We start from the raw sequence: 20,824 nt of genomic DNA, 5'->3' as shown, positions 1-20,824 counted from the left end.
TAAGGAAAGGGAATAATATCGGAACTTACGACACCGTGAACCGTTATCCCCTTCGAACGCAAAGAGTGTGATGGAGGACATCAAATGACCTATGATCCCAATTTGCAACGTCCCGTGGACGCGCAGACCGACCGCGAACCCAAGGTGGTTCAATCGAGTGGAGGCGGGAGTGGATTCCTGATTGCAGGGATACTGATCGCTGCATTGATTATCGGCGGCTACTATTACTTGAACAACAGCTCAACGATGGATGCCCCGGCACCGGCAGCGCCAACAACACAGGCACCTGCGCCTGCTGCTCCGGCAGCCGAGCCCCCAGCATCAACAGCACCCGCAGCGCCAGCCCCGGCCCCGGCTGAGCCGGCACCCGCACCAGCCACACCGGCTCCAACCAACAATTAATGCCGGATTGGTACTGAAACTAAAAAGGCCCGAATTTCTTCGGGCCTTTTTCATGTTTGAATGAAACCAGGATTACATATGGATCGGCTTGGCAAAGGTTGCCAGGGCCGCTTCGCGAACCGCTTCCGACATGGTCGGGTGGGCATGGGTTGTGCGGGCCAGATCTTCCGACGAACCTCCGAATTCCATCAGTACGGTTGCTTCATGGATCATTTCGCCAGCACCGAAACCGACAATATGCACGCCGAGCACCCGGTCCGTCGCCTTGTCAGCCAGAATTTTGACAAATCCATCCGTGTGCAGCATGGCGCGAGCACGGCCATTGGCCGTAAACGGGAACTTTCCAGCCTTATAGTCGATACCGGCTGCCTTGAGTTCTTCTTCCGTCTTTCCGACCGAAGCCACTTCCGGCTGCGTGTAGACAACGCTTGGAATGGCATCGAAATTCACATGTCCGGCTTGTCCGGCCAGAATTTCGGCCACGGCAATGCCTTCGTCTTCAGCCTTGTGTGCCAGCATCGGACCCTGGACGACGTCACCAATGGCATAAATGCCGGCAACATTGGTCTGCCAATGGTCATTGATGGCCACGCGTCCACGATCATCAACGTTGACACCGGCTTCCTTCAAACCCAGTCCGTCGGTATAGGGACGACGGCCCGTCGACACCAGAACCGCATCGGCGCTAATCGTCTGGGCTTCACCGCCCTTGACGGGCTCGAAGGTGACCTTGGCACCCTTGCCCGACTTTTCAACGCCGGTTACCTTGGCGCCCATCTTGAACTCGATGCCCTGTTTTTCCAGCATGCGCTGGAACTGGCGGGAAACCTCGCCATCCATCGGTCCGAGAATCTTGTCAAGATACTCGACAACCGTAACCTTGGCACCGAGACGCGCCCAGACCGAGCCGAGCTCAAGCCCGATGACGCCACCGCCAACCACAACCAGCGTACCGGGAACCTTGTCGAAATCCAGCGCGCCCGTCGAAGACACGATGATCTTCTCGTCGAATTCGACATTGACGCCGGGAATGCCCGCTACATCGGAGCCCGTCGCGATGACGATGTTCTTTGTCTCGATTTCCTGGACCTTGCCATCGTCGCCGGTAACAGAAACCTTGCCCGCTGCCACGACCTTGCCGGTACCCTTGAATGTATCGATCTTATTCTTCTTGAACAGGAAGGCCACGCCGTTGACGTTGGATTCAACCGTTGCAGTCTTGTGCGCAAGCATTGCTTTCAGATTGAGTTTCGGCGTGCCGACTTCGACACCCAGTGTCGCATGCGAATGACCGGCCTCATGAAACACCTCAGACGCATGCAGCAGTGCCTTGGAGGGGATGCAGCCAATGTTCAGGCATGTACCGCCAAATGTATCGCGCTTTTCGATCACAGCGGTCTTCAGACCCAGTTGTGCAGCCTTGATTGCACAGACATAACCGCCCGGACCTGTTCCGATGATGACGACGTCATATGACATGATTCAATCCTTCTTCTGTGACGCAACGCGAAACTACTGTTCGGGTACGCATTCTTTGAAACGGAAGACTTCCCATGGAAAAGTCTCAAGGGGTTTTTCAAGTTTGAAATTGAAGCTGCTCATGGCACCGGAAAAATCCGGCAGGAGCAGCGCCTGCGCGGAAGGCTCCTTGGCCATCGGCAAAAGTTCGGCGTCAGCGCCTTCCTTCAAGCCGTAGATCACACCTTTCCAGACGGTGCATTGCTGCAATTCTTCGCCGGTCACATCACCCGTGGGGCACTTGTACATAACTGTGGCATTGGGCCGGCCTCCATCCTTGTCCCACATGACAACGCCATCCATCTTCAGATCGCTGTCATTCATCTGGATTGTGAATTCGTTCGACGTCACGGTGGGTACATCGTCCGGAACGCTTTTGAAGGTCAGTGTAAAATCATCGTCCCGGTCGGTGTAGATCGCGCGGTCCTGCAGACACGCAGCAAAGGCCGGCGATGACAAGGCGATGCTGAGTACAACAACTGCAGCAGATTGACCCAAACGGAAACGGAACAAGCCAGCCATCAACAATCCCTAGCTCGCCTGCTGCGTCGCGAGCTTGATGCCAAGCCCGATGAATACCAGCCCAGTGACTCGATTAAACCAGCGGCCCCAGGCAACGAAACGCTCACGCACTGACTGCATGGTGAAGAAGGTCGAGACTGCAACAAACCAGGCGATCAGTGCCGTCGCCATGAACAACCCATAGGTTGCCTGCACCAGCGCCGGCGTCTCGTGGCTGACCAGGGCAGAAAACAATGACAGGAAGAACAATACCGGCTTTGGATTGAGTGCGTTGGTAACAAAACCCATCAGGAAGCAGCGCCAGTCGGAAATATTCTTATCCTTCTCACCCTCTTCTATCCCAGCGGGCGCTTCCATTCCCGGAGCCCGCAAAGCTTTGACGCCGAGATAGAACAGATAGGCGGCACCGGCCCATTTCAGCATACCGAACAGGAACAGGGATTTTGACACCAGCAGGCCAAGGCCAAGAATGGTGTAGCTGATGTGGAACAGCAGTGACGCACCAATACCAAAGCTGGTCATAACAGCACTGCGGCGGCCATGCACGATGCTCTGGCGCACGACGATGGCAAAGTCAGCACCCGGCGAGACGATCATGATCGAGAATACTGCCATGAGGCCGAGAAACTCATACATGTAGTGCGACATGCTTATTCTCCGGCAGGCGCTTCGAGCGCTGCATTGAAAGCCCATACATGGCCAAAAGGATCACGAATACGGCCGTAGCGGGCGTTCCAGAATGTATCCTCGATCGGCATGATCAATGTCGCACCGGCCCTGACAGCACGCTCGACAGCCGCATCAACATCGGCAGGTTTATTCAGATTGATATTCAGCGCAACACTCGCGCCGCCGCGCGTGTTCGGCGACATGACATCGTTCTCGCCACCCTGGTTTTTGTATTCCGGAAACTCGTCATGCAACATGATCGAGCCGCCGAACAGCGAGAGATTGGCGTGCAGGATGCGCTTGCCGTCCTCGGCCAGTTGCTTGAAAGTATTCTCAGCCCCAAAGGCCTTCTCATAGAAAGCGATCGCTTCGAGGCCGCCATTTACGCAGATATGAGGTTCGACAGGTGGGAAATTCGGTGCAAAAGCCATTTTTAATCGCCTTTCATCACGTCATTTTGTGATTGGCCGCAAGACTAAGTCAACTCCACCCGATTCACCACGCTGCAAGGGCAGCCCGTTATGACAACGGGCCGCCGGTGCAATCTTAGAGGTCGAGAACCAGGCGTTCCGGATCTTCCAGGCTCTCCTTGACGCGAACAAGGAAGGTGACCGCTTCCTTGCCGTCAACAATACGGTGATCGTAACTCAATGCGAGGTACATCATCGGACGAATGACGATCTGACCGCCAACTACAACAGGACGATCCTGGATCTTGTGCATGCCCAGAATACCGGACTGGGGTGCATTGAGGATCGGCGACGACATCAGCGAGCCGTAGACACCGCCATTGGAGATGGTGAACGTACCGCCCTGCATGTCAGCCATCGACAGTGCGCCATCGCGCGCAGCTTTGCCCAGACGGCCAATGTCCTTCTCGATTTCAGCGATCGACATCTGATCGGCATTGCGTACGACTGGAACGACCAGACCCTTGTCTGTACCGACGGCTACGCCGACATGGGCAAAGTTCTTGTAAATAATGTCAGTGCCGTCAATCTCGGCATTCACTGCTGGGATTTCCTTTAGGGCGTGGGTGACCGCCTTGGTAAAGAAGCCCATGAAGCCGAGCTTGACGCCATGCTTCTTTTCGAAGATTTCCTTGTAGCGGTTGCGCAGATCCATCACCGCTGACATGTCCACTTCGTTGTAAGTGGTCAGCATGGCTGCCGTGCTCTGTGCATCCTTGAGTCGGCGGGCAATGGTTTGGCGCAGACGGGTCATCTTCACCCGCTCTTCGCGCGACGCATCGTCAGCCGAAGAGGCCGGACGGGCAGCCTGCGGCGCAGCAGCGGAAGCTGCTGGCTGTGCCGAGAAGCCCTTGGCAACGGCGTCAAGCACATCACCCTTGAGCACCTGGCCACGCTTGCCGGAACCATCGACCTGCGAAACGGAAACGCCCTTTTCGGCCAGCAGCTTTGACGCTGCCGGAGAAGCCGGCATTTCACTCGCCTTGCGTGCTGTGACAGCCGGCTCGCCGGCAACTTCGGCTGTTTTGGCAGATGCTTCGGCCGTGGAGGAAGCAGCGGCGCCACCCGAACCTGATGCCTGCGCAACGGCTTCCGGCTTTGCCTCTTCCTTCTTGGCCGCAGCAGGAGCAGCACCGGCACCGGCGGCACCGATCATACCGAGCAAGGCTCCAACCTCGACGGTATCGCCTTCCTTGGCTGTGATTTCTTCAAGCACACCAGCAGCGGCGGCAGGAACCTCAAGTGTCACCTTGTCGGTCTCGAGTTCAACCAGTGGTTCGTCGGCGGCAATCGCATCGCCAACTTTCTTGAACCATTTACCAATGGTTGCTTCGGAAACGGATTCGCCCAGCGTTGGGACGCGGATTTCGGTTGCCATGATCTTGCTCTTCCGTTGATCGTCAGATGACTTCTGTTTGTTGTGGTTTAGGAGCCGAGGGCATCTTCAAGGAATGCTTCGAGCTGTGCAAGGTGTTTGGACATGAGGCCCGTTGCCGTCGATGCCGCGGCAGGACGTCCGGTATAACGAACGCGCTGATGCTTGGCATCGATATGCGCCAGAACCCATTCCAGATAAGGATCGATAAAGGCCCAGGCACCCATGTTCTTGGGTTCTTCCTGACACCAGACCATTTCCGCATTGCGGAAACGGGACAGTTCCGTGATCAGCGCCTTGGCCGGGAATGGATAAAGCTGTTCCACGCGCAGCAGATAGACATCGTCAATACCGCGCTTCTCGCGTTCTTCGTAAAGGTCGTAATAGACCTTGCCGGAGCACAGGACGACCCTGCGGATCTTCGAATCCTTCTGCAGCTTGATGACCTGATCCTTCAGGAGCTGAGCATCATCCCACAGCAGACGATGGAACGAGGAATCGCCCGTAAAATCACTGATCGACGAGACAGCACGCTTGTGGCGCAGCAGTGATTTCGGCGTCATCAGGATCAGCGGCTTACGGAAGTCACGCTTCATCTGGCGACGCAGAATATGGAAGTAGTTAGCGGGCGTGGTGCAATTTGCCACCTGCATGTTGTCTTCAGCACACAGCTGCAGATAACGCTCGAGACGGGCCGAGGAATGTTCCGGACCCTGACCTTCATAGCCGTGCGGCAGAAGGCAGACGAGACCGGACATACGCAGCCACTTGCGTTCACCCGACGAGATGAACTGGTCGAACACCACCTGTGCGCCGTTGGCAAAGTCGCCGAACTGGGCTTCCCACAGGGTCAGAGCGCGGGGATCGGACAGCGAATAACCATACTCGAAGCCAAGCACGGCTTCTTCCGAAAGCATCGAGTTGATGACTTCGTAGATTGCCTGACCCTTTTGCAGGTTGTTCAACGGGATATAGCGCTGTTCAGTTTCCTGATCGTAGAGAACCGAGTGACGCTGGCTGAATGTGCCACGCTCGACGTCCTGACCCGACAGACGGATCGGATGACCTTCGATGGCCAGCGAACCGAATGCCAGAGCCTCGGCCATCGCCCAGTCGAAACCTTCGCCGGTTTCCACCATCTTGGCGCGGTTGTCCTGGAAGCGCTGGATTGTGCGGTGCACGTTGAAGCCAGCCGGAACTTCTGCAAGCTTTTTGCCGATTTCCTTGATCGTCTTCAGCGGAAGACCGGTCTTGCCCCGACGCTGTTCGTCAGCATTGTCAGCCGTACGCAGACCGCTCCAGGCACCATCCAGCCAGTCAGCCTTGTTGGGCTTGTAATGCTGACCTGCCTCGAATTCCTGTTCGAGATTGTCGCGCCATGCGGCCCGCATCGCGTCCACTTCGGCTTCAGTCAGCAGACCTTGCTCGATCAGCTTGGCGGAGTAGAGCTGGACCGTTGTCTTCTGACCACGGATGGTCTTGTACATCAGCGGCTGCGTGAACGCAGGCTCATCACCTTCGTTGTGACCAAAGCGGCGATAGCAGAACATGTCGATGACGACGGGCTTGTGGAACGTCATGCGATATTCCGTGGCAATCTTCGCCACATAGACCACAGCTTCAGGATCGTCACCATTGACGTGGAAAATCGGCGCCTCGATCATCTTCGCCACATCGGATGGATAAGGCGAGGAACGCGACAGGCGCGGATTGGTGGTGAAACCGATCTGGTTGTTGATAATGAAGTGCACTGTTCCGCCGACGCGGTGACCGCGCAGGCCCGAAAGGCCAAGGCATTCGGCAACCACGCCCTGACCTGCAAATGACGCATCGCCATGCAGCAGCAGCGGCATGATCTTGGCACGCTCGGAGAGCGGCACCATGTCGTCACGCTCACGTCCGGCAAGAATGTCCTGCTTGGCACGAGCCTTGCCCATCACGACCGGATTGACGATTTCCAGATGGGACGGGTTGGCTGTCAGCGACAGGTGAACCTTGTTGCCATCGAACTCGCGATCTGACGACGCACCCAGATGGTATTTCACGTCGCCCGAACCTTCAACGTCATCCGGCGCGTAGGAACCGCCCTTGAATTCGTGGAAGATCGCGCGGTGCGGCTTGCGCATGAACTGGCTGAGCACATTGAGACGGCCGCGATGCGCCATACCCAGGACAATTTCCTTGAGGCCCATGGAGCCGCCGCGCTTGACGATCTGCTCCAGCGCAGGGATCAGCGATTCGCCGCCATCCAGACCAAAACGCTTCGTGCCCTTGTACTTGACGTCGATGAACTGCTCGAAGCCTTCGGCCTCGATCAGCTTCGACAAAATGGCCTTCTTGCCTTCAGCGGTGAAGGCAACGCCCTTGTCGGGACCTTCGATGCGTTCCTGAATCCAGGACTTTTCCACTGGATCGGAAATATGCATGAACTCAACGCCGATGGTCGAGCAGTAGGTGCGCTGCAGGATGTCGAGCATCTGCGGGATCGTCGCGTATTCGAGACCCAGCACATTGTCGATGAAGATTTTGCGATCATAGTCCGCAGGCGAGAAACCATAGCTCTCTGGCGACAGCTCGTTATAGTCTTCCTTGACTTCGGCCAGACCCAGCGGATCAAGCTTGGCGTGCAAGTGACCGCGCATGCGGTAGGCGCGGATCATCATGATGGCGCGTACGGAATCGCGCGCCGCGTGTATGATGTCTGAATCCGATACTTTAGCGGCAACCGGTGCAGCGGCACCATTGCCAGTCTTGGCCTTCAGCTTGTCGGTGATGTGTTTTTCAACTTCACCCCAGTTGCCGTCGAGTGCTGAAACCAGCTCGCCATTACCGGCGATCGGCCAGTTTGGCTTCTCCCAGGATGCGCCCTGCGCATTCTTGATGACATCGGCTTTGGTATCATTGAGATTGACGAAGAATTCCTGCCATTCGGGATCAACCGACGTCGGGTCCTTCTCGTACTGGGCGTGCAGTTCCTCGATATAGTGGGCGTTGCCACCATAGAGAAATGATGTGAGCGCGAAAATGTCGTTGGCCTGTTCTTGACGTGCCATGTGTCTGACCGGAGCACCCGCTCCGTCTCCTTTGATGAGAGCGCCCGGGATCGTCGTGACCCGGGAACACTCTGGGTTGAGGTTCCCGGCCCTTGCCGGGAAATCCCCGTCGAATGATCAGGGCGGAAGCCGCCCCGATCGATCTTAGATTTCAATCAGGGCAAAAAACTGCCCTTCACCGGTTTCAGCCCTTGAGGACTTCAACCAACGTCTTGCCGAGCTGTGCCGGTGATGGCGAAACACGGATGCCTGCCGCTTCCATGGCAGCGATCTTGTCTTCCGCGCCGCCCTTGCCGCCCGAAATAACCGCGCCCGCATGGCCCATGGTGCGTCCGGGAGGAGCCGTGCGTCCGGCAATGAAACCGGCCATTGGCTTCTTGCGGCCGCGCTTGGCTTCGTCAGCAATGAACTGGGCAGCATCTTCCTCGGCCGAACCGCCGATTTCGCCGATCATGATGATCGACTTGGTCGCTTCGTCAGCAAGGAACATCTCCAGAATGTCGATGAATTCGGTGCCCTTTACAGGATCGCCGCCGATACCCACTGCAGTTGTCTGGCCGAGGCCTTCATTTGTCGTCTGGAACACTGCTTCATAAGTAAGTGTGCCGGAGCGGGATACAACACCCACCGAACCCTTCTGGAAGATATTGCCCGGCATGATGCCGATCTTGCATTCTTCAGGAGTGAGAACACCCGGGCAATTCGGGCCGATCAGACGCGATGCGGAACGGTCGAGGCGAGCCTTGACGCGAACCATATCGATGACCGGGATGCCTTCGGTGATGCAGATGATCAGCGGGATTTCCGCGTCAATCGCTTCGATGATGGCTTCAGCGGCACCTGCCGGCGGCACATAGATCACCGATGCGTTGGCACCGGTGCGGTCCTTGCCTTCGGCAACCGATGCGAAGATCGGCAGCTGGGCGCCAGCACCGGTCGGCAGCTTGCCTTCCCAGGTCTCGCCGCCCTTTTTTGGGTGAATACCGCCAACCATCTGGGTGCCGTAATAGGCCAGAGCCTGTTCGGTGTGAAATGTACCGGTCTTGCCAGTCAGGCCCTGAACGAGAACCTTGGTGTCCTTGTTTATAAGAATAGACATGCCTCAGTTCCCCTTCACAGCCTTGACGATTTTCTGCGCCGCATCATCGAGATCGTCCGCAGAAACGACATTCAGACCGCTTTCATTGATGATCTTCTTGCCGAGTTCGGCATTGGTGCCTTCAAGGCGGACAACCAGCGGCACCTTGAGACCCACTTCCTTGACCGCAGCGATCACACCTTCGGCAATCACATCGCACTTCATGATGCCGCCAAAGATATTGATCAGGATACCCTCAACCGCTGGATCGGCGGTGATGATCTTGAATGCAGCCGTTACCTTCTCCTTGCTGGCGCCGCCGCCAACATCGAGGAAGTTTGCAGGTTCTGCACCATACAGCTTGATAATGTCCATCGTTGCCATGGCGAGACCGGCACCGTTGACCATGCAGCCGATATTGCCGTCGAGGGCCACATAGGCGAGATCGTACTTGGATGCCTCGATTTCCTTGGCGTCCTCTTCCGAAGTGTCGCGCAGTTCAACCACGTCCGGGTGACGGAACAGAGCGTTGCCATCGAAGGAGACCTTGGCATCGAGAACGCGCAGACGGCCATCTTTCATGACGATCAGCGGGTTGACTTCCAGCAGGCTCATGTCCTTCTCGGTGAAGGCCTTATAGAGGATCGGGAACAGCGTCTCGCCGTCCTTGCGGGCTTCACCTGTCAGGCCGTAAGCGTCGCTGATCGTGGCGATATCCTGTGCAGTAACGCCCTTGTCCGGATCAATCGCCACGGTGATGATCTTTTCCGGCGTGTCATGCGCTACGGCTTCGATGTCCATGCCGCCTTCCGTGGAAACCACGAAAGCCGGACGGCCAACCGTACGGTCGACGAGGATCGAAAGATAAAGCTCGCGGTCAATGTCCGCGCCGTCTTCGATGTAGAGGCGGTTGACCTGCTTGCCAGCCGGGCCGGTCTGCTTGGTTACAAGCGTGTTACCCAGCATTTCTTTGGCGTTGGCGACAACTTCCTCGACCGACTTGGAAAGGCGAACACCGCCCTTTGCATCCGGGCCGAGCTCCTTGAACTTGCCTTTGCCGCGGCCGCCCGCATGAATCTGGCTCTTCACCACATAAAGCGGGCCGGGCAACGTCTTTGCCCATTCTTCCGCCTGTTCGACGGAGTAAACGGCAACGCCGTTGGCAATCGGCGCACCAAAAGAGTGCAGCAGACGCTTGGCCTGATATTCGTGAATATTCATAAGTTAACTTCCTCTACGAAAAATCCGGGCGTGAACGCTGGATCGTTTCAGAACGTTTCGAGCCGCCTTACTTAAGGTTCGGTGCGATTGCGATACAGGCTTCACAGAGACCGGCAACGGAAGCCACAGAGGCCTCGAACTGCTTCTCTTCTGCTTTGTTCAGGTCGATTTCGATGACGCGCTCAACGCCGCCGGCACCGATAATAACAGGCACGCCGACATACATGTCCTTGACGCCGTATTGGCCAGAGAGGTGCGCTGCAACAGGCAGAACGCGCTTCTTGTCCTTCAGGAAGGCTTCAGCCATCTGGACGGCGGAGGATGCCGGTGCGTAAAAGGCCGAACCGGTCTTCAGCAGACCGACGATTTCCGCGCCGCCATCACGGGTGCGCTGAACAATCTGGTCGAGCTTTTCCTGGCTGGTCCAGCCCATCTTGACCAGATCCGGCAGCGGAATGCCGGCAACAGTCGAGTAACGGGTCAGCGGCACCATCGAGTCGCCGTGACCACCGAGAACAAATGCAGTGACGTCTTCAACCGAAACCTTGAACTCGTCAGCAAGGAAATAGCGGAAACGGGCGCTGTCGAGGATGCCTGCCATGCCAACAACCATGTTCTTCGGCAGGCCGGAAAACTTCTGCAGGGCCCAGACCATCGCATCAAGCGGATTGGTGATGCAGATGACGAATGCGTTGGGGGCGTATTTCTTGATGCCCGCTCCAACCTGTTCCATGACCTTGAGGTTGATGCCAAGCAGGTCGTCGCGGCTCATACCGGGCTTGCGCGGCACACCTGCAGTGACGATGACCACATCCGAACCTCCAATTGCCGCATAGTCATTGGCGCCGACAAGCTTGGCATCGAAGTCATCCACCGGTGACGACTGGGCGATGTCGAGCCCTTTGCCCTGAGGCGTACCTTCTGCGATGTCGAAGAGCACAATATCACCGAGCTCCTTGAGTCCGATCAAATGTGCCAATGTGCCACCGATCATGCCTGAACCGATGAGGGCGATTTTGTTACGTGCCATGCTGGTTACTTCCCTGATCTGAAGTCTGGACGGACGCCAAAGGACATCGACGACGTTGGGCAGAGCCCATGACCATGCGCCTTTGCGTTGGGACGTTCGAATATTCCTCTTTCAAAAATAACTCAACCAAAAATTTTCACCTCAATAAATTCAATCGTTTAGATTTGATGGGATTTACGTAAACGTCAATTGAATTTAGCTTGGGGAAGGATTTTCTGGCGTTATCTAACATAGGCAACATATCAAAATGATGAAATAAGGGCGACCCGTATCACAGTCATTTGATAGCAGTTCAGGCCTCTGCCGGTTTCGGCTGGCCCGGAGCTTCCGTTGCTTCGGCCAGGTAATCCTCGCTCTGCATTTCAAAAAGGCGAGAGGCGGTGCGGTCAAACTCAAATGCTTCCGTACCAAGCTTCGCCTCATAGAGCTTATCTGGCGAAGCCGCTGCGGAAATCACCGCATGCACATGATGATCATACAAGATGTCGATCAAAATAATGAAGCGCTTCGCCTCATTGCGTCTGGCGTAATCGAGAATCGGCACATCATCGATAAAAATGGTCTGATAGCGCGATATAATGGCGGCATAATCCAGTGCACCAAGCGGCTTTGAGCAAAGATCGGCAAATGTGAACCGCGCCACATGCCGCGCGGCCTGCGGAACAATAACATTGCGCCCTTTCACCTTGAAACTGTCCGATGCCACCGCGGCACCATCGGTTGCGGCGTGCCAGGCATCATCCATCTTGCGCGTTGCTTCCTCACCCAGTGGCGAGAGATAGACGGGCATCCGGTTCAGCTTTTCCAGCCTGTAGTCGGTACGCGCATCAAGATTGACCACATCGACATGCACTTTCAGCAGATCGATGAACGGCAGGAACAGCTGGCGATTGAGCCCGTCGCGATAGAGATTGTCCGGCTCCACATTCGACGTGGCCACCAGAACCACACCGCGCTCGAACAGCGCCCGGAACAGTCGCGACAGGATCATCGCGTCGGCGATATCCGTCACCGTGAATTCATCAAAACACAACACCCACGCCTGCTCCGCCAAAGCATCGGCCACCGGAGGGATCGGATCATCCTGTTTGGTCTCGCCGTTCTTGTGCGCCTTGCGGTGCGCGTTGATGCGCTCGTGAACATCGGCCATGAAATCAAGAAAATGCGCGCGGCGCTTACGCTTGGCCGGAACGAGCTGGTGAAACATGTCCATGAGCATGGTCTTGCCGCGCCCAACCTCGCCAAAGATATAAAGACCCTTGATCACTTCATGCCGCGGCGACCGGCGGCTGAATAGCCAGCCCAGTGCACTCGATTTGGTGGCTAGACGCTTGGTCGCGAGCTCCCGGATCAAACGGTCAAAACGGTCGGCAAGCTGTCGTTGCGCTGGATCCGCATCGATATCCCCGGCCTGCACGAGCGAATCATAGCGCTCACGCACGGAGGGAAACACTTTCAGATTATCGTGCGACATGCGGACTGCAGTCTCCGGACGTGTGCAGCGGCAAAACTTCGCTGCACACTCCCATGTTTGGACTTAACGCGACAGGCTCACATTCTGTCCGCCGGAGGTCTGGCCGTCAAAACGCGAGGACCCTGATGAATAGAGCCGTGCGACTGTGCCGCCTGCTGCATCGTAAAGGGTAAGTTGCTTGCCGCTCACGGCCCAGGATGAAAGATTCGCGAGTTCACCCGGGCAACGTAGTGGACCGGCGCGATAACCCTGACCGAACTTTGTCTGCGGCGTCGCAATCTTGCAAGTCTGGCCAGCCAGCGAAGCATTCCACACACCTGCAACACTGCCGGCCGTAACATCAGGAGCATTCGCTGGCGGCAGCGACGCAACCTGAGTGCCCTGTGCACCGGGCGCAGCGCCATTACCGGTCGTTGGTGCGGTCGGAAACTGGCTGGCTCCGCCGGGTGGTGGCAGCTGGCTTTGTGTCACCGATCCAGATGGCGCAGACTGCAAGGGCGCTGGCCGAGGTGTCACGCGGTCCATGCCATCGTTGTCAAAGCGTGTACTCTGGCATCCTGCCAGAACCATACCGACAGCGGCAACGGCCAGCAAATTGACGTTCAAAGTCCCCATAGTCTTACTCTCCATCTACGCATCAAACAGAAAAAATGCGATTCGACTTGGCATTGCAGACCACGATACAAGGGATATCGCGGTCAAATTTCAACCCGCCAGGCGGCAAAACAGGCCTGTTTCCGGCTTGTCACCTTGGCAGAAGCAACAAAAACTCCCTGAACTGGCAATATCGCCACAGTATCCAGAGTCATTTCCGTTTGGCCGGAAGCCACATACTCACGCAAGTGAACCATTTTAAGGTGAATAAAGTCTTATGATGGCAATACAGGGTGATGACAGAAATGTGTGAAGTGCCCCATTGAAGTCCGTTAGCGGGAAAGGTATTTCTTGATAATGACACTCATAAATAAAACACCTCATAGAATCCGCCACGAAACCCGCCTACGCCTTCTGGAGGTACAGGACGTCAAACATCTGACGCCGCTGATGGTGCGCGTCACCCTTGCTGGCGACCAGCTGGAAGGGTTTGTCAGCGCCGGATACGGCGACCATATCAAGATTTTCTTTCCTCCTGCCGGAAGCGGGCCGATTGTTCCGGTTCTGGGCCCTGATGGCGTCAGCTTTCCTGAGGACAAACCACGTCCGGAAATGCGGGACTACACACCGCGCGCTTATCATCCTGCAACCAACACCCTTGATGTGGATTTTGTGCTGCATGGCGACGGGCCAGCATCCACATGGGCGGCACAGGTAAAACCCGGCCAGCAGATTGTCATCGGCGGACCACGTGGTTCGATGATCATTCCCGATGCCTATGACTGGTATTTCCTGGCCGGAGACGAGACGGCCCTCCCCGCGATCAGCCGACGTCTGGAAGAGTTGCCGGAAACGGCGCGGGTTGTCGCGGTGATCGAAGTTGCCGACAAATCTGAGGAACAGAACCTCAAGACCAGCGCCAGGGCCGACATAAAGTGGGTTCACCGCAATGGAGCGGAAGCGGGCAACAACGACCTTCTGCTGCGTACAGTTGAAAGCCTGACCTTGCCCGAGGGTGATTGCTACGCCTTTATTGCTTGCGAGAGCAACATATCGAAATCGATACGCAATTTTCTGGTCGAACAGCGCAGCCTGAACAGCGAATGGGTGAAGGCGGCCGGTTACTGGTTGCGTGGTGTGGCTGACGCTCACGAACCACACTGACAACAAGGCATTGTTGCTTTGAAATGGCTGGGATAGGGTCGCCATCTTCCGTATGAAGGAGCAGATCATGTCCCAGTCGCATAACACCCGCATCGTTCTGGCCTCACGTCCACAAGGCCGTGTGAAACCGGAAAACTTCCGCATAGAGGAACAGCCCATCCCCGTTCCCGGTAGCGGCGAACTGCTCCTGAAAATCCTGCTTCTGTCACTTGATCCCTATATGCGCGGCCGCATGGACGACGCGAAATCCTATGCCGCGCCCGTCGCCGTAAACGACGTCATGGAAGGTGGCACGGTTGCCGAAGTCGTGAAGAGCAATCACCCTGATTATGTCGCCGGTGATATCGTCCTCTCCCATTCCGGCTGGCAGAGCTATGCCATTTCCAATGGCGTTGGCCTGCGCAAACTCAACTCGGAGGCGGCGCCGCTTTCCACCGCCGTTGGCATTCTTGGCATGCCAGGCTTCACCGCCTATACCGGACTTTTGACCATCGGCCAGCCAAAACCCGGTGAAACGGTTGTCGTGGCTGCAGCCAGCGGCCCGGTTGGCGCAACCGTCGGCCAGATCGCTCGAATCAAGGGAGCGAGAGCCGTGGGTATTGCCGGAGGACCGGACAAATGCGCCTTCATCAAAAATGAACTTGGCTTCGACGTAGCTATCGATCACCGCGCACCCGACTTTGCCAACCAGCTGAAAGACGCTTGCCCCAACGGAATCGATGTCTATTTCGAAAATGTCGGCGGCCCGGTCTGGGATGCTGTTTTTCCGCTTCTCAATACCTTTGCACGCATACCGGTCTGCGGTCTAATCGCGCAGTATAATAGCCTCGATCTATCCGGCAATGATCGTCTGCCAGCCCTCATGCGCGATATTTTGAAAAAGAGTCTGACTGTGCGCGGCTTTATAAACAGAGAATTCGTCGATCAGCGCCCCGCTTTCTTCGAAGCCATGAATGCCTGGCTGCACAGCGGTGACGTGAAATACCGTGAGGACATTGTCGATGGACTTACCAATGCGCCCAAAGCTTTCATTGGCCTGCTCGACGGGCATAATTTCGGCAAGCTGGTGATCAAGGTAGCCTAATCGGTGGCCAGCGCGCGTGAATGACGCAGCTTTGACAAGGCTTTGCAGTGGCTGGCACTGGCAATTCTTCACCTTTTCCGCCATATAAGCCCTCTATCGACATGAAAACGGCAATACAGGCTGACGGAAGCATGGCAGAGCGCGCACAATTTGCGAAGATGAACGGGCTTGGCAACGAAATCATCGTTGCCGACATGCGTGGCCGTGTGGATCATATTCTTCCAGCCGCTGCCATTGCGCTGGATCACGATTCCGCCACCAAATTCGATCAGATCATGGCCATCCACGCCCCGCGCCGGCCCGACACAGAGGCATTCATCGAAATCATCAATTCCGACGGCACGCAGGCCCAGACTTGCGGCAATGGCATGCGTTGCGTTGTTCAGGCTCTAGCCTCCGAGACGGGCAAGCGCGAATTCACCTTCGAAACCATTGCCGGAATTCTGACGGCCCACGAACATCCGGATGGCCTTATATCTGTCGATATGGGTAAACCACGTTTCGACTGGCAGGAAATCCCGCTGGCCGAACCTTTCCATGACACGCGGCAGATCGAGCTGCAGATCGGCCCGATCGATGCGCCGGTGCTGCATTCTCCATCGGTTGCAAGCATGGGCAATCCGCACGCGATCTTCTGGGTCGATCAGGATGTCTGGACCTATGACCTGGAACGTTTTGGCCCGCTTCTGGAGAATCACCCGATTTTCCCCGAACGCGCCAATATCTCGATTGCCCATGTGACCAGCCGGAACGCGATTACTTTGCGCACGTGGGAGCGCGGCGCTGGCCTGACCCGCGCGTGCGGCTCGGCCGCCTGTGCCTCGGCCGTTTCAGCCGCCCGCACTGGCCGTACGGAACGAACCGTGACGGTGACCGTTCCCGGTGGCCCGCTCGTAATCGAATGGCTCGAAAATGATCACGTCCTGATGACTGGTCCAGCTGAATGGGAGTTTTCCGGCTCATTTGACCCTGCCACCGGCGCGTGGCAGCGCGATGAGAGCCAGCCTTCACAGGGAGTTGCCTGATGGCGGTTGATATTGTCACCTTTGGCTGCCGCCTCAACACCTACGAATCCGAGGTGATGAAGCGCGAAGCCGACGCCGCCGGACTTGGCACGCTGGAAAACGGCGCGATCATTTTCAACACCTGCGCTGTCACCAGCGAAGCTGTACGGCAGGCGCGGCAGGCTATCCGCAAGGCACGCCGCGACAATCCACAGGCACGCATTATCGTCACCGGCTGTGCCGCCCAGACCGGTGCTGATGAATTTGCCGCCATGGATGAAGTCGATCTCGTTCTCGGCAATGAAGAAAAGTTAAAATCCAACTCCTACCGCATGCTGCCGGATTTCGGCGTCAACCAGTTCGAAAAAGTCCGCGTCAACGACATTATGGAAGTGCGCGAAACCGCCTCCCACATGGTTGATGCCATCGAGGGCCGCGCACGCGCCTTTGTTCAGGTGCAGAATGGCTGCGATCATCGCTGCACCTTCTGCATTATCCCATATGGCCGCGGTAATTCCCGCTCGGTGCCCATGGGCGGCGTTGTCGAGCAGGTCAAGCGTCTGGTCGGGAATGGCTACAATGAAGTGGTTCTGACCGGCGTCGACATGACCAGCTATGGTCCCGACCTGCCGGGCTCCTTGCGTCTCGGCAAACTCGTCAAGACCATACTCGGTCAGGTGCCGGATCTGAAGCGCCTGCGCCTTTCCTCGATCGATTCCATCGAAGCCGATGAAGATCTGATGGAAGCACTCGCCAACGAGAGCCGCCTGATGCCGCATCTGCATCTTTCATTGCAGTCGGGCGACAACATGATCCTGAAACGCATGAAGCGTCGCCATCTGCGCGAGAATTCCATCGAGTTCTGTGAAAATGTCCGCAAGCTCAGGCCCGACATTGTGTTCGGCGCCGATATCATCGCCGGCTTCCCCACAGAGACCGACGAGATGTTCGAAAATTCCATCCGTATTGTCGAGGAATGCGGCCTGACACATCTGCATGTCTTCCCGTTCAGCCCGCGCGAAGGCACACCCGCTGCCCGCATGCCGCAGCTAAACCGTCAGATCGTCAAAGCCCGCGCTGCCCGATTGCGTGCCGCAGGCGATGCGGCGTATCGCTCTCATCTCGACCGTCTTGTCGGTTCGAGCCAGCGGATACTCGTCGAACGCGAGGGGCTTGGCCGATCCGAAGGCTTTACTCTTGTCGGCATCGAAGGCGGTGTGCCTGGCGAAATCATTGAACGGCCGATCAGCGGGCATGACGGCGACAAGCTGCTGGCCGCCCACAGCGACCGGCGCGCAGCGTAAACAGAACAAGCAAAGCAGCATTCATGGCTCTGGGTTTTATCAAAAAGATATTTTCTTTCGGCAAGAAGACTGTCGAAGAGGTGCCCGCGGAAACGCCAATACCTGCATTGGAAGCACCAGCGCTGGAAGCACCGGTCCATCAGACAACTGAGCAGGTCTATGAGGATACAACTGCACAGGAAGCCCTGACTGTACCAGCACAGGTTGAGCTCATTGAACCGGAACCAGTCGAAGCTGAACATATTGATGAGCCTGCGCCCGCAGTTGAAACGGTCATTGAACAGCCGGCAGAAACAGAGATTCTCGTTGAGGCTGAACCGGTTGTTGTTGAGCCTATCGCTGTTGAAGAATCCCCACCTGTTGTCATCGATCCAGAACCGGAGCCCATCGCGGAACTGCCGCAACAGGAGGCGCCGAAACCAGAACCGGTCGTACCTGCAGAACCGGAAACTGCATTGCCTGAACTCGAACCGGTCATCCCGCCGGTCGAGGAAGAGTACCCCATTCCGTTGAACGTTGCGGAAGAGCCGTTCGAACAGACTTTGGCTGAAGTCCTGACACCGCCTGTCCATGTGCGGGAACCCGAGCCTGCCGCCATCGATGTACCCGCGCCTGTTGAGCCGATTGCGCCCACAAAACCTGCCTCATCAAAAGTAACCGTCACCAAAACGGTTGAAGAGAAGAAGGTTGAAGACGCCGTTGAGGTCGAACCGGAGAAGCGACTCTCCTGGTTCGAGCGCTTGCGCAAAGGCCTCTCGCGCTCCTCCCAGCAGCTTGGCGACTCCATCGGCGGTATCTTTACCCGCCGCAAGCTTGATGAAGACACGCTGCAGGATCTCGAAGATGTGCTGATTCAAGCCGATCTTGGCATGGAGACCGCCATCCGCATCACCGGTTCCTTGAGCGCCACCCGTTATGGCAAGGATATCAGTTCGGAAGAAGTCAGGGCCATCATGGCGACGGAGATCGAAAAGGTGCTTGGGCCGGTTGCCAAACCGTTGGAGCTGGACCTTTCGCACAAGCCGCATGTCATTTTGGTTGTCGGCGTCAATGGTACGGGCAAAACCACCACGATCGGCAAGCTTGCAGCCAAACTCACAGCTGGCGGTCTCAGCGTTATGCTGGCAGCAGGTGACACCTTCCGCGCCGCCGCCATTGAACAGCTGCATATCTGGGGGCAGCGCACCGGCGCTCCGGTTGTTTCCTCCAAGCTCGGCGCCGATGCTGCGGGTCTTGCTTTTGATGCATGGCAACAGGCCAAGGAAGCCGGAAGCGACGTCCTGATCATCGACACGGCCGGACGTCTGCAGAACCGGACTGAATTGATGGACGAGCTTGCCAAGATCGTCCGCGTTCTAGGCAAGATCGATCCGGAGGCACCGCATACGGTGCTGCAGACACTTGATGCCACCACCGGCCAGAATGCACTCAATCAGGTCGAGATTTTCAAGAACATCGCTGGTGTCAACGGTCTGGTCATGACCAAGCTGGATGGCACGGCACGGGGCGGCATCCTCGTTGCCATTTCAGCCAAACACAAATTGCCAGTCTATTTCATCGGCGTGGGCGAGCAGGTCGAAGATCTCGAACCCTTCGCCGCCAAAGATTTTGCCAAAGCCATCGCAGGAGTTGCATGATGGACCAATCCGTATTCGAACGGGATCCATCGGACCCGGCCCACAAGACCGTCAATCCCTTGCTGAAATTGGCAATCGAGATGGGGCCCCTGATGGTATTCTTCTTTGCCAATGCCCGCGGTGAATGGCTGATCGAGCGTTTTCCCGTTCTGGCCCATATTGGCGAGCCGATCTTTCTTGCCACCGCCCTTTTCATGGCAGCAACAGTGGTGGCCCTTGTCGTGTCATGGATCATGCTGCGCAGTTTGCCGATCATGCCGCTCATCTCTGGCATCGTGGTGCTGGTGTTTGGCGGTCTGACGCTTTGGCTTCATGACGAAAACTTTATCAAGATCAAGCCGACCATTATTAATGCGCTGTTCGGCGTCATTTTGCTTGGCGGCCTCTATTTCGGCAAATCTCTGCTCGGCTATGTCTTCGACAGCGCCTTCAAGCTCGACGCCGAGGGCTGGCGCAAGCTCACCATGCGCTGGGGCATATTCTTCCTGTTTCTCGCCATATTGAACGAAGTGGTCTGGCGTAGTTTTTCGACGGATTTCTGGGTGGCATTCAAAGTCTGGGGCACCATGCCCATCACGCTGCTCTTCACGTTTGCACAGATGCCGCTGGTGATGAAACACTCGCTTGAACCTCTGGTCGACAAAGGCACGGCGAACAAGAAAAAGTAAGCGTTTCCCCCGCCACAATTGGGCTGAAAAGAACCGCAATTCCAGACAAATCGCGACGAAATCCCGCCGCGATCCAGGAACAAATATCGCGCTGACGGCAATCCCATTCCGAAAGAGCGCGCGCCATGAAAACGGCCCTCATTGTCATGACCCTGATGGGCTGCGACTGCGATGCAAAAATCTGCGAATACATCAAGACAACAGATGCCGGCTGGACAAGCGTGGAGAATTGTCGTGCCGATCTTGAAAACCAGATCCGCAAAACAGCTGGTGTGGACTATCCGTTGATAACGGCAACCTGCACCATCAAGGCTAAGCACCCATCGACGCTGGTCGCCCGGTCCTTTGCCATTCCCGAACCTGCACCCGACCGACCGATGGATACGATCGCGCTTGGCACTCCGGTCGATGTGCCCGTCACAGTCGGCAAAAAAACCTCGTTCGGCTACCGCATGATTGCTGTACCGTTGACCCATGCCTATGACAGCACGGCAGATGCCGCCTCGCGCGCCGCCGGGTGGGTTCGCCGCTATGCCATGCTGGACAGCGAATAAGCG

General features: G+C 56.7%; 19 protein-coding genes. 8 read left to right on the top strand and 11 right to left on the bottom strand.

The window, feature by feature from the left end; all coding sequences use genetic code 11:
* Window positions 1–84 precede the first annotated feature (84 nt).
* Window positions 85–402 (top strand): hypothetical protein, encoded by a 318-nt coding sequence (locus FHW16_RS08020; protein WP_182548543.1) that lies wholly within the window; start codon window positions 85–87, stop codon window positions 400–402.
* A gap of 72 nt (window positions 403–474) precedes the next feature.
* Here FHW16_RS08020 and lpdA read toward each other — a convergent pair whose 3' ends face one another.
* The 11 genes from lpdA to FHW16_RS07965 form a co-directional block, all read right to left on the bottom strand.
* Window positions 475–1,881, bottom strand: coding sequence for a dihydrolipoyl dehydrogenase (gene lpdA, locus FHW16_RS08015; protein WP_182548542.1), 1,407 nt, complete (start codon window positions 1,879–1,881; stop codon window positions 475–477).
* 33 nt (window positions 1,882–1,914) lie between these two features.
* Window positions 1,915–2,442 (bottom strand): hypothetical protein, encoded by a 528-nt coding sequence (locus FHW16_RS08010; protein ID WP_182548541.1) that lies wholly within the window; start codon window positions 2,440–2,442, stop codon window positions 1,915–1,917.
* Between the two features lie 9 nt (window positions 2,443–2,451).
* Entirely contained in the window at window positions 2,452–3,090 is a 639-nt protein-coding gene (locus tag FHW16_RS08005) for a LysE family translocator (RefSeq protein ID WP_182548540.1), read from the bottom strand.
* 2 nt (window positions 3,091–3,092) lie between these two features.
* Window positions 3,093–3,542 carry a VOC family protein gene (locus FHW16_RS08000; protein WP_182548539.1) on the bottom strand — a complete coding sequence of 150 codons (450 nt, stop codon included), beginning with the start codon at window positions 3,540–3,542 and terminating at the stop codon, window positions 3,093–3,095.
* Between the two features lie 115 nt (window positions 3,543–3,657).
* On the bottom strand, window positions 3,658–4,959 hold the full coding sequence (odhB, locus tag FHW16_RS07995; protein WP_182548538.1) for a 2-oxoglutarate dehydrogenase complex dihydrolipoyllysine-residue succinyltransferase: 1,302 nt from the start codon (window positions 4,957–4,959) through the stop codon (window positions 3,658–3,660).
* A 47-nt stretch (window positions 4,960–5,006) separates the two neighbouring features.
* Window positions 5,007–8,009, bottom strand: a complete 3,003-nt coding sequence (locus FHW16_RS07990; RefSeq protein WP_182548537.1) for a 2-oxoglutarate dehydrogenase E1 component — start codon at window positions 8,007–8,009, stop codon at window positions 5,007–5,009.
* A gap of 184 nt (window positions 8,010–8,193) precedes the next feature.
* On the bottom strand, window positions 8,194–9,108 hold the full coding sequence (sucD, locus tag FHW16_RS07985; RefSeq protein ID WP_182548536.1) for a succinate--CoA ligase subunit alpha: 915 nt from the start codon (window positions 9,106–9,108) through the stop codon (window positions 8,194–8,196).
* A 3-nt stretch (window positions 9,109–9,111) separates the two neighbouring features.
* Window positions 9,112–10,308, bottom strand: a complete 1,197-nt coding sequence (gene sucC, locus FHW16_RS07980; RefSeq protein ID WP_182548535.1) for an ADP-forming succinate--CoA ligase subunit beta — start codon at window positions 10,306–10,308, stop codon at window positions 9,112–9,114.
* A gap of 67 nt (window positions 10,309–10,375) precedes the next feature.
* A complete protein-coding gene (mdh, locus tag FHW16_RS07975; RefSeq protein ID WP_182548534.1) occupies window positions 10,376–11,338 on the bottom strand; it encodes a malate dehydrogenase in 963 nt (320 codons plus the stop codon).
* A 292-nt stretch (window positions 11,339–11,630) separates the two neighbouring features.
* Window positions 11,631–12,812, bottom strand: a complete 1,182-nt coding sequence (gene zapE, locus FHW16_RS07970; protein ID WP_182548533.1) for a cell division protein ZapE — start codon at window positions 12,810–12,812, stop codon at window positions 11,631–11,633.
* A gap of 63 nt (window positions 12,813–12,875) precedes the next feature.
* Entirely contained in the window at window positions 12,876–13,427 is a 552-nt protein-coding gene (locus FHW16_RS07965; protein ID WP_182548532.1) for a protease inhibitor Inh/omp19 family protein, read from the bottom strand.
* A gap of 336 nt (window positions 13,428–13,763) precedes the next feature.
* Between FHW16_RS07965 and FHW16_RS07960 the strand changes: the two genes are divergently transcribed.
* From FHW16_RS07960 to FHW16_RS07930, 7 genes are all read left to right on the top strand, one after another.
* A complete protein-coding gene (locus FHW16_RS07960) occupies window positions 13,764–14,570 on the top strand; it encodes a siderophore-interacting protein (RefSeq protein ID WP_182548531.1) in 807 nt (268 codons plus the stop codon).
* A 67-nt stretch (window positions 14,571–14,637) separates the two neighbouring features.
* Entirely contained in the window at window positions 14,638–15,654 is a 1,017-nt protein-coding gene (locus tag FHW16_RS07955) for an NADP-dependent oxidoreductase (RefSeq protein WP_281410095.1), read from the top strand.
* 131 nt (window positions 15,655–15,785) lie between these two features.
* Entirely contained in the window at window positions 15,786–16,679 is an 894-nt protein-coding gene (dapF, locus tag FHW16_RS07950; protein WP_182548529.1) for a diaminopimelate epimerase, read from the top strand.
* On the top strand, window positions 16,679–17,962 hold the full coding sequence (gene mtaB / locus FHW16_RS07945; RefSeq protein ID WP_182548528.1) for a tRNA (N(6)-L-threonylcarbamoyladenosine(37)-C(2))-methylthiotransferase MtaB: 1,284 nt from the start codon (window positions 16,679–16,681) through the stop codon (window positions 17,960–17,962). Before dapF ends, mtaB begins: the two co-directional genes overlap by 1 nt.
* A gap of 23 nt (window positions 17,963–17,985) precedes the next feature.
* Window positions 17,986–19,599: a signal recognition particle-docking protein FtsY gene (ftsY, locus tag FHW16_RS07940; RefSeq protein ID WP_182548527.1), complete on the top strand. Its 1,614-nt coding sequence runs from the start codon at window positions 17,986–17,988 to the stop codon at window positions 19,597–19,599.
* Window positions 19,599–20,267: a septation protein A gene (locus FHW16_RS07935; protein WP_182548526.1), complete on the top strand. Its 669-nt coding sequence runs from the start codon at window positions 19,599–19,601 to the stop codon at window positions 20,265–20,267. The genes ftsY and FHW16_RS07935 overlap by 1 nt, the downstream gene beginning before the upstream one ends.
* Window positions 20,268–20,392: 125 nt before the next feature.
* The gene (locus tag FHW16_RS07930; RefSeq protein WP_182548525.1) at window positions 20,393–20,821 is read left to right on the top strand and encodes a hypothetical protein; all 429 of its coding nucleotides are present in this window, start codon (window positions 20,393–20,395) and stop codon (window positions 20,819–20,821) included.
* Window positions 20,822–20,824: the final 3 nt, after the last annotated feature.

Source organism: Phyllobacterium myrsinacearum (assembly GCF_014138285.1).
Taxonomy (GTDB): Bacteria; Pseudomonadota; Alphaproteobacteria; order Rhizobiales; family Rhizobiaceae; genus Phyllobacterium; species Phyllobacterium myrsinacearum_A.
This window is presented reverse-complemented; position numbering and strand designations above follow the sequence as displayed.

What these genes read in the sequence shown, in the direction of transcription:
- FHW16_RS08020 (WP_182548543.1), top strand. Translation starts at nt 85, where the DNA reads ATGACCTATGATCCCAATTTGCAACGTCCCGTGGACGCGCAGACCGAC.
- lpdA (WP_182548542.1), bottom strand. Translation starts at nt 1,881, where the DNA reads ATGTCATATGACGTCGTCATCATCGGAACAGGTCCGGGCGGTTATGTC.
- FHW16_RS08010 (WP_182548541.1), bottom strand. Translation starts at nt 2,442, where the DNA reads ATGGCTGGCTTGTTCCGTTTCCGTTTGGGTCAATCTGCTGCAGTTGTT.
- FHW16_RS08005 (WP_182548540.1), bottom strand. Translation starts at nt 3,090, where the DNA reads ATGTCGCACTACATGTATGAGTTTCTCGGCCTCATGGCAGTATTCTCG.
- FHW16_RS08000 (WP_182548539.1), bottom strand. Translation starts at nt 3,542, where the DNA reads ATGGCTTTTGCACCGAATTTCCCACCTGTCGAACCTCATATCTGCGTA.
- odhB (WP_182548538.1), bottom strand. Translation starts at nt 4,959, where the DNA reads ATGGCAACCGAAATCCGCGTCCCAACGCTGGGCGAATCCGTTTCCGAA.
- FHW16_RS07990 (WP_182548537.1), bottom strand. Translation starts at nt 8,009, where the DNA reads ATGGCACGTCAAGAACAGGCCAACGACATTTTCGCGCTCACATCATTT.
- sucD (WP_182548536.1), bottom strand. Translation starts at nt 9,108, where the DNA reads ATGTCTATTCTTATAAACAAGGACACCAAGGTTCTCGTTCAGGGCCTG.
- sucC (WP_182548535.1), bottom strand. Translation starts at nt 10,308, where the DNA reads ATGAATATTCACGAATATCAGGCCAAGCGTCTGCTGCACTCTTTTGGT.
- mdh (WP_182548534.1), bottom strand. Translation starts at nt 11,338, where the DNA reads ATGGCACGTAACAAAATCGCCCTCATCGGTTCAGGCATGATCGGTGGC.
- zapE (WP_182548533.1), bottom strand. Translation starts at nt 12,812, where the DNA reads ATGTCGCACGATAATCTGAAAGTGTTTCCCTCCGTGCGTGAGCGCTAT.
- FHW16_RS07965 (WP_182548532.1), bottom strand. Translation starts at nt 13,427, where the DNA reads ATGGGGACTTTGAACGTCAATTTGCTGGCCGTTGCCGCTGTCGGTATG.
- FHW16_RS07960 (WP_182548531.1), top strand. Translation starts at nt 13,764, where the DNA reads ATGACACTCATAAATAAAACACCTCATAGAATCCGCCACGAAACCCGC.
- FHW16_RS07955 (WP_281410095.1), top strand. Translation starts at nt 14,638, where the DNA reads ATGTCCCAGTCGCATAACACCCGCATCGTTCTGGCCTCACGTCCACAA.
- dapF (WP_182548529.1), top strand. Translation starts at nt 15,786, where the DNA reads ATGGCAGAGCGCGCACAATTTGCGAAGATGAACGGGCTTGGCAACGAA.
- mtaB (WP_182548528.1), top strand. Translation starts at nt 16,679, where the DNA reads ATGGCGGTTGATATTGTCACCTTTGGCTGCCGCCTCAACACCTACGAA.
- ftsY (WP_182548527.1), top strand. Translation starts at nt 17,986, where the DNA reads ATGGCTCTGGGTTTTATCAAAAAGATATTTTCTTTCGGCAAGAAGACT.
- FHW16_RS07935 (WP_182548526.1), top strand. Translation starts at nt 19,599, where the DNA reads ATGGACCAATCCGTATTCGAACGGGATCCATCGGACCCGGCCCACAAG.
- FHW16_RS07930 (WP_182548525.1), top strand. Translation starts at nt 20,393, where the DNA reads ATGAAAACGGCCCTCATTGTCATGACCCTGATGGGCTGCGACTGCGAT.